15 protein-coding genes are annotated in these 13,852 nt (G+C 64.4%); 9 read left to right on the top strand and 6 right to left on the bottom strand.

Going from position 1 to position 13,852, the window contains the following annotated elements:
* Positions 1-37 precede the first annotated feature (37 nt).
* On the bottom strand, positions 38-1,360 hold the full coding sequence (locus AB1L88_RS05220; RefSeq protein ID WP_367095569.1) for a thymidine phosphorylase: 1,323 nt from the start codon (positions 1,358-1,360) through the stop codon (positions 38-40).
* Between the two features lie 2 nt (positions 1,361-1,362).
* Here AB1L88_RS05220 and AB1L88_RS05215 point away from each other — a divergent pair, with 2 nt between their 5' ends.
* Positions 1,363-1,587 (top strand): hypothetical protein, encoded by a 225-nt coding sequence (locus AB1L88_RS05215; RefSeq protein ID WP_367095568.1) that lies wholly within the window; start codon positions 1,363-1,365, stop codon positions 1,585-1,587.
* Here AB1L88_RS05215 and upp read toward each other — a convergent pair.
* The gene (upp, locus tag AB1L88_RS05210; protein ID WP_367095567.1) at positions 1,584-2,210 is read right to left on the bottom strand and encodes a uracil phosphoribosyltransferase; all 627 of its coding nucleotides are present in this window, start codon (positions 2,208-2,210) and stop codon (positions 1,584-1,586) included. The two genes, AB1L88_RS05215 and upp, sit on opposite strands and share 4 nt — an antisense overlap.
* Positions 2,211-2,372: 162 nt before the next feature.
* On the opposite strand from upp, the gene AB1L88_RS05205 reads away from it, so the two are divergent.
* The 3 genes from AB1L88_RS05205 to AB1L88_RS05195 all read left to right on the top strand — a co-directional run bounded on the left by AB1L88_RS05205 (position 2,373) and on the right by AB1L88_RS05195 (position 4,843).
* Positions 2,373-3,248 carry an MBL fold metallo-hydrolase gene (locus tag AB1L88_RS05205; RefSeq protein ID WP_367095566.1) on the top strand — a complete coding sequence of 292 codons (876 nt, stop codon included), beginning with the start codon at positions 2,373-2,375 and terminating at the stop codon, positions 3,246-3,248.
* Positions 3,249-3,283: 35 nt separating this feature from the next.
* The gene (locus AB1L88_RS05200) at positions 3,284-4,057 is read left to right on the top strand and encodes a UDP-2,3-diacylglucosamine diphosphatase (RefSeq protein WP_367095565.1); all 774 of its coding nucleotides are present in this window, start codon (positions 3,284-3,286) and stop codon (positions 4,055-4,057) included.
* Between the two features lie 144 nt (positions 4,058-4,201).
* Positions 4,202-4,843 (top strand): PHP-associated domain-containing protein, encoded by a 642-nt coding sequence (locus AB1L88_RS05195; protein ID WP_367095564.1) that lies wholly within the window; start codon positions 4,202-4,204, stop codon positions 4,841-4,843.
* Here AB1L88_RS05195 and AB1L88_RS05190 read toward each other — a convergent pair.
* The 3 genes from AB1L88_RS05190 to AB1L88_RS05180 all read right to left on the bottom strand — a co-directional run bounded on the left by AB1L88_RS05190 (position 4,725) and on the right by AB1L88_RS05180 (position 7,629).
* Positions 4,725-5,951: a rhomboid family intramembrane serine protease gene (locus AB1L88_RS05190; RefSeq protein WP_367095563.1), complete on the bottom strand. Its 1,227-nt coding sequence runs from the start codon at positions 5,949-5,951 to the stop codon at positions 4,725-4,727. The genes AB1L88_RS05195 and AB1L88_RS05190 overlap by 119 nt on opposite strands.
* Positions 5,952-6,043: 92 nt before the next feature.
* Positions 6,044-6,631 (bottom strand): DUF1802 family protein, encoded by a 588-nt coding sequence (locus tag AB1L88_RS05185; protein WP_367095562.1) that lies wholly within the window; start codon positions 6,629-6,631, stop codon positions 6,044-6,046.
* Positions 6,628-7,629 (bottom strand): NAD(P)H-dependent glycerol-3-phosphate dehydrogenase, encoded by a 1,002-nt coding sequence (locus AB1L88_RS05180; RefSeq protein ID WP_367095561.1) that lies wholly within the window; start codon positions 7,627-7,629, stop codon positions 6,628-6,630. Before AB1L88_RS05180 ends, AB1L88_RS05185 begins: the two co-directional genes overlap by 4 nt.
* Before the next feature lie 145 nt (positions 7,630-7,774).
* On the opposite strand from AB1L88_RS05180, the gene AB1L88_RS05175 reads away from it, so the two are divergent.
* The 3 genes from AB1L88_RS05175 to AB1L88_RS05165 all read left to right on the top strand — a co-directional run bounded on the left by AB1L88_RS05175 (position 7,775) and on the right by AB1L88_RS05165 (position 10,732).
* Entirely contained in the window at positions 7,775-8,635 is an 861-nt protein-coding gene (locus tag AB1L88_RS05175) for a hypothetical protein (RefSeq protein ID WP_367095560.1), read from the top strand.
* A 461-nt stretch (positions 8,636-9,096) separates the two neighbouring features.
* Positions 9,097-9,585: a hypothetical protein gene (locus AB1L88_RS05170; protein ID WP_367095559.1), complete on the top strand. Its 489-nt coding sequence runs from the start codon at positions 9,097-9,099 to the stop codon at positions 9,583-9,585.
* Between the two features lie 490 nt (positions 9,586-10,075).
* A complete protein-coding gene (locus tag AB1L88_RS05165) occupies positions 10,076-10,732 on the top strand; it encodes a sigma-70 family RNA polymerase sigma factor (RefSeq protein WP_367095558.1) in 657 nt (218 codons plus the stop codon).
* A 137-nt stretch (positions 10,733-10,869) separates the two neighbouring features.
* Here the strand turns inward: AB1L88_RS05165 and der are convergent, their stop codons facing one another.
* A complete protein-coding gene (gene der / locus AB1L88_RS05160) occupies positions 10,870-12,354 on the bottom strand; it encodes a ribosome biogenesis GTPase Der (RefSeq protein WP_367095557.1) in 1,485 nt (494 codons plus the stop codon).
* 200 nt (positions 12,355-12,554) lie between these two features.
* Here der and AB1L88_RS05155 point away from each other — a divergent pair, with 200 nt between their 5' ends.
* Positions 12,555-13,133, top strand: a complete 579-nt coding sequence (locus AB1L88_RS05155) for a hypothetical protein (RefSeq protein ID WP_367095556.1) — start codon at positions 12,555-12,557, stop codon at positions 13,131-13,133.
* A gap of 54 nt (positions 13,134-13,187) precedes the next feature.
* Positions 13,188-13,706, top strand: coding sequence for a hypothetical protein (locus AB1L88_RS05150; protein WP_367095555.1), 519 nt, complete (start codon positions 13,188-13,190; stop codon positions 13,704-13,706).
* Positions 13,707-13,852: the final 146 nt, after the last annotated feature.

Here is a 13,852-nt window from a genome sequence, read left to right as displayed (position 1 = left end):
CGAACCGAGCCGCTTCGGATGGAGTTCCGTTGATTTCTCAAATCGAATAATCGAGTCGCTCGAGGATCACCTCCGGCACCTGCACCGCCGATTCGCCCACTTCAAATGCCTCGGTAATCATCCTGGTCGCCTCCTGCAAGGCTGCATCGTCCGCGTTCGCGAGAATCGTGCAGAGCGGCTCCCCCCGGTGGACACGATCCCCGCACTTTTTGTTGAGCAAAACGCCCACCGAGTGATCGATGCTGTCCTCTGCCCTTGCCCGGCCTGCGCCGAGAAGCATGGCGGCGTGCCCGATCGGCCGGGCGCGAACCGCCGTCACGAATCCCTTTCGAGGTGCCGGCACGTCTCGAAGGACCCTCGGGAGCGGCAGGCGCGTCAGGTCGTCGATCGCCTTCGGATCGCCTCCCTGGGCTTCAACGACCCGCCGAAACCGGTCGAGCGCCGACCCATCGTGGATCACCTGGAAGCACCTGGCTCTCGCCTCTTCGAGCGTTGCAGCGGCCCGCCCGAGGACGAGCATCTCGGCGGCCAAAGCAATCGACAGGTCCCGGAGATCTGAAGGGCCTTCGCCTCGCAAGCATCGAACACATTCGGCGATCTCCACCGCATTACCGACGGCCTTGCCGAGGGGTTCATCCATCCGGGTGATCAGGGCAACCACGTCCTTCCCAAGCCCTTGCCCGATCCGGCACATCGATTCGGCCAGGGCTCTCGCATCTTCAACCCGTTGCATGAACGCCCCGTCGCCCGTCTTCACGTCGAGGACCAGGCCGTCGATCCCCTCCGCCAGCTTCTTCGAGAGGATCGATGCGGTGATCAGAGGTATGGACTCGACGGTCGCGGTCGCGTCGCGCAAGGCGTACAGGCGCTTGTCCGCCGGGGCGATTTCCTTCGTCTGGCCGATGAGGACCAGGCCGCACGCGTCCAGGACGCGACGATAACCGTCCAGATCCAGATCGATCCGGAATCCGGGGATTGCTTCCAGCTTGTCGAGCGTCCCCCCGGTGTGGCCGAGCCCCCTCCCCGAGACCATCGGGACCGGGACGCCGCAGGCCGCGACGATCGGCGCCAGGATGAGCGAGGTCTTGTCTCCCACCCCGCCGGTGCTGTGCTTGTCGATTTTCCGGCCTGGGATCATCGAGAGATCGACGATCGTCCCCGAGTCCATCATGCTCGCCGTCAGGGCCTCGGTCTCCTCCCGGGTCATTCCCCGCCAGAGGATCGCCATCAAGAGCGCCGACCACTGATATTCAGGAACCTCTCCGGTTTTCAGCCCCTTGATCAGCCACTCGATCTCGCACGGGTCGAGGGTACCGCCATCACGTTTCCGACGGATCAGGTCGACGGCTCGCGGAGTCATGAGTGAAGATTCTCGATGGCGAAGAATTCGGCTCGACGGTTCTCGTGATCATGCCGTCGGATCAGGCCTGCTCGCAAGACGATGCGGTCTCACGGTTCGGGAAGAGCCTGACCGACGCCCTCGTTCATCAGGTTTTCTGGGCGAAGCGGCTGCATTGGATCGAGACCGGGATCGCAAGCGGCGACGCCGTGACTCCTGAACCGGAGAACCGAGTGTGTTCGGCCTAGTCGGTCGCGAATTGACGGTCGCCCGCGTCTCCAAGGCCGGGATAGATGAAACCGATTTCTGTCAGTCGCTCGTCGATCGCCCCCGCATAGATGGGGACTTCGGGCATGGCGGAGCTGAGGCGATCAATCCCCTCAGGGGCCGCGATCAGGCACAGGTACCGGATGTCCGAGACGCCCGAGTCTCTCAGGATCTCGCAGGCTCGAACGGCAGAACCGCCGGTCGCCAGCATCGGGTCGGCGACGAGGGCGATGCGGGCCTGGCTGTCCTGAGGGACCCGATTGAAATATTCCGTCGGCTTCAGCGTGTGTTCGTCTCGAAACAGGCCGATATGCCAGACCTGGGCATCCGGGATCAGGTCGAGGAGCCCGTCCGCCATCCCCAGGCCCGCGCGGAGGATCGGGACGATTGCAAGGGGGCCGTCCACTTCTCTCCCCATCGCGTCCCCGAGCGGGGTCCGCACGGTTCGCGATCGCGTCGGAAGGTGCGTGGTCGCTTCGACACCGAGCAGCGTCCCCAGGATTCGGACCAGGGCTCGGAAATTGGGCGGTGTCGTCTCGATCGATCGGAGGGCGGCGATCTTCTCGTGAATCAACGGGTGTTTCGACTCGAACACTGAGGCCACGAAGCGCTCCTTTCCCGGTGGGCCCGGTCGATCGTCGTCCCCCCTGGCCGGGTGGACAGGTCTCGTCTCACTGATACAATGAGGAGGCCCCGAAGGCAACGGGACACTCGGGACCGGGCCGGATTGCGTGGGGAGATGTCAGGGAGGATACGGAGATCGCCGATGGCGCTCGGGTTCACGGTCCTGGCCAGCGGCTCGAAAGGCAATGCCTCGCTGCTCCAGCTCGACGGCTCCTGCTTCCTGGTCGACGTGGGGCTGGGCCCCCGTTCGCTGAGCCATCGGCTCGAAGCCGTCGGTGCCGATTGGGATCGGATTTCGGGGGCCATCATCACGCATACGCATGGTGACCACTCGCACGATGCGACGCTTCGCACGATGGCCCGGTTTCGGATCCCGGTCTATTGCCATCCCGACCACTGGGAGGAGGCCGGCCATCGTCCGGGATTTCGGGAACTGGCCGGGCTGGGCCTGCTCCGATTCTTCGACGACCGACCGCTCCTCGTTTCTCCCGGGCTCTGGGTCGAAGCTTTCGCGCTCCGGCACAGCGGCCCGACCTTCGGATTTCGATTCGAAGGTCGAGTCGGGAGGAGGGGCCGCCCGTCGACCCTGGGGTATTTGACCGACACGGGATGCTGGGATCATCGCACGGTCGAGGCCCTCGCCGATGTCGACCTCCTGGGTATCGAGTTCAATCACGATGTCGAGATGGAGCGCCACTCGGGGCGGTCTCCCGCACTGATCTGGCGGAATCTGGGGGATCGCGGGCATCTCTCGAACGATCAGGCCGCCGAATTACTGCTGGCCGTCCTTGATCAATCGGGACCAGGCGCGGTCACTCAGGTCGTGATGCTCCATCTGAGCGAGCACTGCAATCGACCGGAACTCGCGGTCAAGGTCGCCAGGGAGGCGCTCCGACAACGCGATCGACGCGCGAAACTCCATACCGCGAGCCAGGCGTCTCCGCTCGGGAAACTCTGGGTCAAGCCCGCCCGAAGGCCGAGGGCTACCTCGACCGCCGGGTTCCCCTGGGAAGCGTAATTCGTCTTCATCTCGAACGAGGTCCGATCGATCCCGTGGCCGACTACTTCGTGAGCGACGTCCACCTCAGACTCGACCATGTCGAGCGGTCGGAACGATTTGCGGCATTCGTCCGTTCCTTGAGCCCGGCCGACTCCTTGACGGTGGTCGGCGACCTCTGCGACTTCTGGTTTTCCAGTCGCCAGCGACACGATGCCCCCCTGCGATGTCCCGGCCTTCACGCCTTGGCCGAGTTCCGAAGGCAGGGCGGGATGCTCCTCATCTTGCCCGGCAACCACGACGCCTGGCTCGCCCCCTTCTACGAGAAGAGTTTGGGTGCCCGATGCGTCGACCGTCCCTGGGAAGGCACCCGGCATGGAGTCAAAATTTCGGCAGTGCACGGGCATCGGCTCGGTGCTCGCAAGCCCTGGAAGGCGATGATGGAGAGCCGTCCCTTCCTCTCCGCGTTCGAGGCGATCCCTGGCCCGATCGCTCGGAGACTGGCGGATCGGCTCGAACGCTCCAATGCGCAGTCACTCGCCGCGACGCATCACCGCCATCTCATGACCTATCGTGCCCATGCCCGTCGAACGATCGAGGGGGGGCGAGCACATCTGGTCCTCCTCGGGCACGTGCACGACGTGTTCGATGAGGCAATCGGACCGGGCCGGATGATCGTGCTTGGCGACTGGATGGGCGGCTCCAGTCACGTCCGCGTCGACGCGCAAGGGGTCCACTTCGTCGCCGATCGACCCTTGGCGACGACCTTGAATCCGGCGATCCGAGCCTCCGATCCGGCTCAACCGAACGTGTTGAGATCCCACGGTTGATCAACTGATACGCGAACCTCCAGCCCGGCGTCCCTGTCTGCTCTGGACGGAATAATGACCCTTGCAAGGCGAACCGGAGCAACCCCAGAAGGTTGATTCGCTTAATTTCCAACGTCCCGATCCTCACAAAACCCTCGGAAGTCCATGTTCAAGATTGACCATCATCTGCACACCACCCGACACTCTCCCGACAGTTTCATGGAACCCGAGGAACTGATCGAGCAGGCAAAACGCGTCGGCCTCGATGGCGTGGTGATCACCGAGCACGATCGCCTCTGGGATCCCGATGAGCTTTCCGAGCTTTCCGCGAAATCTGACGGGATGACGGTGCTCGGCGGCGTCGAGGTGTCGGCCCGAGAGGGGCATTTCCTGGTCTATGGACTGACCGACCTGGATGATTGCCCGCCGGGGGTCCGGCTCGCGGACTTGCTCGCCGCTGTCAGGGCGCAGGGCGCCGCCATCGTCGCCGCCCACCCGTTCCGATGGGACCAGGATTTCGACGCCATCGTCACCGAACACGGCCCGATCTTCGATGGACTGGAACTGGTCAGCAATAACGTCCTGCCGGACATGCGCGTCCAGATCGAGGCCATGCTCCATCGCCATCCGAGCATGGGCGCCACCGGGTCGAGCGATGCGCACGATGCCATGACCGTGGGCTGTTACTTCACGGAGTTCCCGGCTCCGATTCGTTCGATGTCGGAGTTCGTGGCGGCGTTGAAGGGGAAGCTCGGGCGTCCTCGACATCGACCGGGCGCGGTGCTCCTCGGCGGGCCAGTCGATTGAGGAGTCGTCCCCCGAACACCGGCTCGGGCCGTTTCAGTCGAACCAGGTTCCGTTGCGCACGATCCCATCGCTTGAGTATGGGCTGAGTTAGCGAGCCGAGCGTCTGCTCGAACAGCAGAAACTCATCGGGTGTCGGCGGTTTGAACCAGGCCCGAGCAGCGAGCTGGCGGACGGTTCGGTATGACTCGGCGGTGTCTCCCCGATCGAGCCCCGCGGGGTTCTCCGTCAGCTGGCGAAGCGATTCGAGGAGCGTTCGGCGACGGTCTGCCGCCTCTGCCGGGTCTTCCGGGATGACCAGCGGCGGCCGTCTCGCAAGATTCGGTTCCTTGGGGGCGACGAGGAAAACGGGGTTCAGACCCCGGAGTGCCAGGGCCCGATACTGCTGGTCGAGCCTCCAGAGCACCTGCAGCATGCGTCCCCAGTGGGTAATGCGAGCCAAGGTCTCTTGCTCGGCCTGTCGATGCTGCATCTGGACGAACGCCGCGCTCATGAGCATGATGACCCCGAGGACGCCGGCCACCGCCGCTCTCCGCGACCGTTTCCAACGAAGTAATCGGCGGTCCAGGAGCCCCACCAGTCCTCCCACCACCGCCCCCGCCGCGTGGCCGAGGTTGTCAATATTCGGCACGATGAATCCGAGCAAGGCATTGGCCAGCAGGATGGCCGCCATCCAGATGGGGGCTCGTTTCGGGAATTCCGCCGGATTCCTCCATCCCACCACCGCGACCAGCCCGATCAGCCCGAGCACGATGGTCGATCCGCCCCCACTGTGGACGATCAGGGCCGAGATGCCGCCGGTCCACGGCCTCAGCAGGTTCGCGAGGAGGTTGGCCCCCGCGCCGAGCAGGACATAGATCGCCAGGAATTGCCACGAGCCGTACCACGACTCGACGACCCTGCCCAGCTGGACGAACGCGATCAGGTTCAGCGTCAGATGCAGGAGGTTAAAGTGGATGAAGGTCGCGGTGAGGGTTCTCCAGAACTGCCCCCCGTAGATTCCTTGGGGGGTAACATCGCCGAAGCCATGACTGATCTCAGAAGAGACGAACCCCCCGTAGAGCATCGACCTCGGCTGGATCGGCTCGTCCCGAGCGATGGCAAGAAGCACGAAGAGCACGATCCAGATCAACGCGAGACCGGACGTGACAGGGGTACTTCGCAGCGTCGGTCGATCGGAATCCAGGTCTCCCGGATCGACCATCAGAATGCTCCCCGATCGGCCCCGGCCAGGGCCCGGATTCGCTCCAGTCGATGATCAAGCGTCCGATCGTCCAGGGTCGGGATCAGCGTATCGGTCCCCACAGGATCGCCGAGCGGAACCCAGCTCTTGCAACCGGTCTGCTCAGGAGTCACCACGATCCGAGGCGGCGGCTCGGCTCGGAAAACCCGCACCCCCAGCACCCAGAGCCCCGGTTTCCGGTATGCGAAGCGCTTCAAGACGGTCTCGGCGGTCCAGACGTGCAGCTCGCTGACTGCGTCCAGGCGGTCGACATCGTCGACCCAGACGAGGCACTCGACCTGAACCAGTGCGGGCAGCTCAAGCATGCCGGGAGGCACCGCCCGAGCCGAGGTCGGAGGGCCATCGTCTCGCAATCCTTGCTGTACTTCATGGAGATGCGTGGGATACAGCCAGAAACTCGAGTGCTCGGGACGAAACACGCCGGCGTCCTCCGCGATCCCTCCTTTGCGGAGGATCAGCGACTGACGGCCCTGGGCGAGCGCATCGCACACACCCGCCCATTCCTTGAACGCGATCGCGCATGCCGGCGGAAATGACTCGGGGATCACGGCCACTCATCCTTGGGTTCTCGATCCATCAAATCAGAAACGGCTTCGCCGGGGGACTTGCCCTCGAAGAGGATCTGGCGAAGCGCCGTGGTGATGGGCATGTCGACCGACCGCTCTCGGGCCAGTTCCGAGACACCAAGGCAGGTCGGCACCCCTTCGGCGACCTTGGGGCTCGACGCCTGGATCTCGGCCAGGGTCTCACCCCGCCCCACTCGTTCGCCGAACGCTCGGTTGCGTCCAAACGGGCTGTAGCAGGTCGTGATCAGGTCGCCAACCCCTGCAAGTCCCAGGAAGGTCGCGGGCCGAGCACCCATCGCCGAGCCGAAGCGGGTCATTTCGGCCAGCCCCCGCGTGAGCAGCCCCGCCTTGGCATTATCCCCGAATCCGAGACCATCGCAAATGCCTGCCGCCACGCCGATCACATTCTTGAGCGCACCGCCCAGTTCGACACCGATCGCGTCGGGATTACTGTAGACCCGAAACCGATCGGTATTGAAGGTGTCCCGGACCAGACGGTTCAGGGGCCCGTCGGTCCCGGCGACGACCACCGAGGTCGGCAGCCCCCGAGCGATCTCCTCCGCGTGGCTCGGGCCGCTCAGGATTGAGACGGGCCGCTCCCCCAACTCCTCCAGGATGATCTGGCTCGGGCGGGCGAAGGATCGCTGTTCAATCCCCTTGATCACGCTCACAACTGGCAAGCCAGGGGGGAGGACCGCGCTTGCCAGCTTGAGTGTCTGCCGCAGGAAGGCAGAAGGGACCGACGCAATCACCAGGTGCGACCCCTGGAGTGCCTCCTCGAGATCGCTGGTGAAGCGAATCGTCCCAGGCAGCGGGATTCCGGGCAGATAACGCTCGTTCTGCCCGGCTCGGGCAAGCTGCTCGACGAATTCCGGACGACGGGCCCAGAGTCGGACCCGATGTCCGGATCGATCCAGGAGGACGGCCATCGCGGTCCCCATCCCCCCGGCCCCGAGAATCGTGATCTGGTCTAGTGCCACGGGGTGACCTTCTCGTCAGGATCGTTCTGATGCGACCGGGTGCTCTGACCCGCGACCAGTATAATGGATCATGCAACGCCTGCCCCAGGGTAGAGTCGCTCGCCTCGAGCAATCCCGGGCCAGGGCCACCATCGCGATTGCCGCAATGATTGTCGAACCCGGCCAGGTCCACTCCATCCTGACGCGAACCTCGGGCTACCTCGAGGGGATCGCGTCTCACTCGCTGCAACCCTACCGAGGCTGCGCGTTCGGTGCGACCCTCTGTGGTGTCGGGTGTTACGTCCAGCACGCCCGCCATCTCCTCAATGGTAGGCCCTGGGGGTCGTTTCTCGAAGCGCGCATGAATGCCGCGGAGCGGTATCGACTGACTGTCGATCGAGAGCGACGATGGGCCAGGCGTCAGTCGCATCGCTTCGGGATTTTCCTCTCCAGCGCGACGGAGCCGTTCCCCCCGCAGGAATCCCGACTCGGGGTGACCCGCGCCGTCCTCTCCGCGATGGAAGCGAGCCCACCGGACCTGCTCATCATCCAGACCCATTCGCACCTCGTGCGTCAGTATGGGCCTCAACTTGCCCGCCTCTCGGAACAATGCACACTGCGGGTCCATCTCTCGATTGAAACCGATCGCGATCGCCTGCCCGGTCTCCCTGGCCACGGGAGCTCGATCGATCGGCGATTTGAGGCCGCATCCAGCCTGAAGGCGTCGGGGCTGATGGTCGTGATCACTGTGTCCCCGCTCCTGCCGATCCTCGATCCCGAGGCCTTTTTCCGGAGGATTGCCGCGGTGGCCGATGGGGTCGTCCTGGACCATTTCATCGGCGGAGACGGGACGGGGCAGGGGACCCGAACCCGTCGAACACCCTTGCCCGGGGCCATGGCGAGGGTCGACCCCGACTCGCTTGAACTGGCCTATCGGGACCGGATGGCCGCGGTTGCCGAGCGATTCTTGCCGGGGAGGGTCGGGGTCGGTGCCGCGGGATTCGCCGGCCAATGGGGGCGGAATTGACCCAATCGGGCATCCATGGCATAGAAAATCGGATGTCGTGGTTGAGCGGTGACATCATCGGACCGCTCGACATGGTTGACAGCCTGTCGCGTTGATCGCAAAGATCTCGAAGGAAGAGGGAGAACGGATTCGCAATCCGATTTTCCGAAAAAGTTTCCGGGGAGGCGCGAACATCTCGAGTGCGAGCCCAGTCTATGCTCGCGTGCGGTGGCTCTGGATTCGCAATCCGCAGACTCCGCTCATCCTCCGGAAGTTCGTCCCGGGGGAATCATGGCGTGTTGCCGTGATTGTCCCGGCTGTTCGTCTTGGGTTTCGTTCGTCCGATTCTGTTCGAGGACTGTTTTCTCCTGCGACGGCCGAGCTTTCCGGCTCGGTCCTCCGACGGCGGTCACGCTACCGCCGATCTGAATGTCGCCTCACCACCGTTTCCACCTCGTTGAGGTGGCTGTGAGGACCCTGCGATGTTGACCAATCACACCAACCTGACCCAATCGGCCACGCAGACCCAGCTGATCAACGGCTCGCGGTCGCTCGCCCTGGTGGTGGATGTCAACACGGCGCAGGCGTACGCCCCTCGCTGCCACAAACGCTTCCACCTCCATGTCGGGCCCATGATGTCCGCCGGAATGCCGTTCAGTGTCCGGGAGTCCGAATCGATTCGGATTCGTGGCATTGAGCCAATTCCGGGTTCACCGCGAGGCGAAGGCTGGCCGGGATCCGGTCGGTCTCACTCGTCTCGTTCGTGGTCGCTCTGTCTCTTGCCCGCGCGTCTCAGGGGTTTTGTACGTCGTGCCGTCCCCAAACGGCGTGTCGTATCGCTCGGCCTGGCCACCAAGAACGCTGTGGCTCGCCGGGCGGCTACCGCCCTGAATGCCGTCGCAATGAGCATCGATCACGCTCCTGTCTCGGTGCAGACCGCCTTCGCGCGGCCTGCCCTGATGGGGGGGTGAACGCCAACCCCCGGCCACCTCATTGACCGTGACGGTGCGTTGACTCGGGCTCGCAAGCCCTCCGATCGTCCCCGCTCGATCTCCGATGGCGGGACTGATCCGCTGGCGAGCCCGTCACCACGCGTCGTTCCTTGAGAGCCGAGCGGATAGTTGGCCCGCGCTTGGCCCCGTTTCGACCGCTCGAAATCGAGCCCTGCTCGCATCGAAGCTGCCGAAGCGAGGACGCCATGTGCCCGAGCCGTCACCGTCGGGTCCGGGTCGTTCCGTGCCTGGCTCTGCTTGCCGCTCCCGGTCCTCGTGCCTCGTCCCGGCGTACCGCTCGCCGAGGATGAGCCCCGCACGACGGCCGTGAGCCGCGAAGCACGAGCCAACCTGAAGCGACCCGCACCTGTGGACCGCCTGACGCCGCCAGATCGCCCTGCGCCCCTCCAGACGATTCCAGGAGGCGCCCGGCGATTTGGTGAGACCCGGAGGATGGGAAGACACCATCGTGATCGCTTTGATTTCTGAGGAGCAGGTCCGTACCGACCACTGGTCGAGCACCGCAGCCCTGGTGATTCGGGCTCGGGACGGGGATCGTGAGGCGTTCGGCCAGCTGGTCGAGCAGTTCCAGCGCACCGTGTACGCGGTCGCCCTGAGCCGGCTCGGCAACTCCAGCGAGGCCATGGAACTCACCCAGGAGGTGTTCCTGCACGTCATGGGACGCCTGGACCAGGTGCGTGAACCGGAGCGGTTCGCCGGCTGGCTCCGACAGGTGACCGTCCGGATGGCAATCAACCGGGCGACCCGGCGTGTGCCTCCCTCGAGCATCGAGGACGAGGTCCTCGACGGCGCGGCCGTTCATCGGCACGAGCCGCTCGATGAACTGATCTCGCAGGAGCGTGCTCGACGGCTCTGGGACGCCCTGAATCAGCTCAAAACGCTCGACCGCGAGGCCCTCGTGGCCTTCTACATTCGGGAGCTGTCGCTCATCGAAATTGCAGAAGAACTCGACGTGCCGATCGGCACGGTCAAGCGTCGGCTCCACACCGCTCGGAAGCGGCTGAAGGCCCAACTCCGGGCCGATGCCGGCGATCCCGAGGAGTGGACCGATACGGTCGAACTCGAAGACGCGGAAGAGCCTGTGGCGCTTCTCGTTGCAAGTTAACTCGCCTCGATTCGAGAACCCCTCCGTCGTTCCTTGCAACGGCCGAGGGGTTTCGCTCATGCGCGGTGCGGATCGGTCGTCGTCCTGCTTCCGAGCGCGTCAGGGTGCTTGAGAAGGGCCCCACGCCCGCGGATGCATCAGAGCGACTCGTCCTCAAATTCTCCCAGTAGGTCGTTGATCTCCTCGTCCAGCTCGTCCATCTCGAATTCGCGAGAGGCCGACCGCGCGGTGATGTCCGGCGGTTCCTCGTCTTCGAGACGGGGTTTCGAGGGATCGGTTTGCGTTCGGGCCCGGAGATAGAGCTTGATCGGCACGTCGTTGAACGGCAGCTGTTCCCGGAACACATTGAGCAGATAGCGTTGGTAGGTCGGGTCGAACAGGCCGGGCCGATTGACGAAGAGGACGATCGTCGGCGGGGCCACGCTGACCTGGGTGGCGAAGTAGATTTTCGGGACGCGGTTCTCTCGGACCGGTGGGGCGTGGGCGGTCACCGCGTCTCGGAGGATCCGATTCAAGGTCCCCGTGCCGATCCGCCGGTGCGCCCGCTTATACATCGCCTGGGCCAGGTTGATCAACGCCTTGACGTTTTTCCCGGTCTGCGCGGTGATGAACGCGATGGGGGCATACGACATCCCCTTGAACGCATGCTGCACCATCGTGGCATATCGGCCGGTCTCACCCCGAGCCGGGCCGGTCAGGTCCGAGAGGATGAGGTCCCACTTGTTGATGACGATGACGCAGGGTTTGTATTGCTTCGTGATGTAGTCGGCCAGTTGCTTGTCGAGCCGGGTGACCCCCTGGGTCGGATCGATAAACAGGAAAACGAGATCCGCCCGCCGGATCGATCGCTCGGCGCGATGGATCGAGTAGAAGTCGAGGTCATCGCGGATCTTCGCCTTCCGACGCACCCCGGCCGTGTCGATCGCAACGAACGGCAGCCCGTCGAGTTCGAAGCGCACATCGACCGAATCTCGGGTGGTCCCGGCGATCTCGGAGACGATCATCCGCTCTGCGTGGGCAAGCGTATTGATGAACGTCGATTTGCCCGTGTTGGGCCGGCCGACCACGGCGAGCTTCATGGCCTCCGACGCGACCCTCGACCCGTCGTCTTCCGGAGGAAGGTGCTCGAGAATCAGCGAGATCAGCTCGGACTTGTTGCGATTCTGGTGCGTCGACAGGGGGATCGGCTTGCCGCGACCGAGCTTGTAGAATTCCTGACCCTGGGCGTCGAACTTGGGATCATCGGCCTTATTCAGGGCCAGGATGACGGGAGCCTGGACATAGCGGAGTCGCCGGGCAACTTCCTCATCGAGGGGCATCATCCCGTCCCGGACGTCGACGACGAAGATCACGACATCGGCCTCTCCCAGCGCCGTCTCGATCTGGCGTTCCACGTGTTCGCTCAGATCGTCGCGGTCGACAATCCCGACTCCTCCGGTGTCGATCAGCTCGACGAATCGGCTGTTCCGTCCCTGGGGAAGCTCGGCGAGGGTCGTCACGCGATCGCGCGTCACGCCGGCCACATCGTCGACGATGGCGATCCGGCGCCCCGCGATCCAGTTCAGGAGCGACGACTTCCCCACATTGGGCCGACCGACGATGACGACACGGGGCAGGGGCATGGCGATGACGTCTCAGTCCCGAGGACACGCATTGACGCGGCCTCGAACGGAGAGCGATCCTTTACTGAAAGGGGAAAAACGGAGCATGGTCGGACCGCTGCCGGCCCTCACCGAGACGACGCACACTTTGAGACGCCGGCACGGAATCATTTTAATCCGGCCCGCTCCAGTGGGACAATGTTCGAGGGCCTCGATCTGGCATGAATGACGATTCCGAAGGATCGATCAAGCGGGCTGAGGCGATTGGGGCAGGGTTCACGCTGCTCGACGGCATTGCCCTGGTCATCGGCGCGGCCATCGCTTCGGTACATCTGAAGCAGGCCGCTCCGCCGGGCCCCCTGACGGGGACCGCGTGGGTCATGATGTGGCTCACGTTCACCGGGGTTGCGTTGACCGCCTCCGGGCCGTTCTTCGCCCTGATCCGCCGGTTGTCAGGCCATCCGGGGATCGCCCCTCGGCTGGGAGACCGACTCTGGGTCCTGCTGGGGACTCCCTGGGTCCTGGCCGCCCTCCCTCGAATCGTGACGGGTTCCAGAGATCCCGACCACCGCGATCTCGCTCGACAGCTTCACGAGGTCGTTCTGGTGACGGGGATCGGCGTCTCCAGCCTCGCAACCCTGGCCATCGTCTGGGCTCGATGGGTCATGGTCTCCTATGGTTCGGCTCCTCATGATCAGGAGACCTCGGTAAGCTGGACCGACCGGATCGGTCTTACCCTTGCGGTGGCCTGGCCGCTCCAGTGTGCGCTCGGGATGGTCGTGCTGGGCACGCCTTCCTGAGACGATCCTGCCCGCCGGATCTTCCCGAGGACCGCTGATCGAGGGAGGGGATGCGTGACCGATGCACCCGGCAACACCGACCCCCGCAACCGCCATCGAGGTCCGCGATTAATCGATCTGACCGGTCTCATCGTGGGCTTCGGGACCGCGGCCCTGCTGATTCGATCCCTCTGGCCGACCAGCCGTACGATGTCGGTTGAAGTGGGGGTGGTGGTCGGGTTACTTCACCTCTGGCTCGGGCTGGCCATGGCGGGGCCGGTCCTGTTGCTGATCGACCGTCGAGGGTTGAACGACGCGACCCGGCAGCTCAGTTGGGCCCAGTTGGCCTGGCTCCTGATCGGCTCCTACTGGCTCGCCCTCACCGCCCTGGTGGTCCCGACCAGGATGTCGGTTCATCCGCTTCTCGGCGTCTTGCCGATCGGTGCCGCCCTGCTCCTGCGAGGGATCGGCCCGAAGAGCTCTCAGGCGAGCCTCCGCGCCCAGAACTGGACCGATCAGGTCGCGGTGATCCTCATGGCCACCTGGCCCCTGGCGTGGATTGCCCTGATTCTCCTCGGGAAAACCCTCTTCTGACCGGACGTGTGCGACACGACTTGTTCCTCGCCAGGCTCCGACGGCGCGTTGATCTTGATGCCGACCTCGTCCGATGATAGACTTTGTGGTTTACCCTTGCACCTGAATTCAAAGGGCTTGGATCGACTCCCCGGTTTCGACGTCAG

It is taken from the genome of Tautonia sp. JC769, from assembly GCF_040717455.1.
Taxonomy (GTDB): domain Bacteria; phylum Planctomycetota; class Planctomycetia; order Isosphaerales; family Isosphaeraceae; genus Tautonia.
Note: the sequence above shows the minus strand (reverse complement) of the source record. Positions and strands in the feature narration are given on the sequence as shown.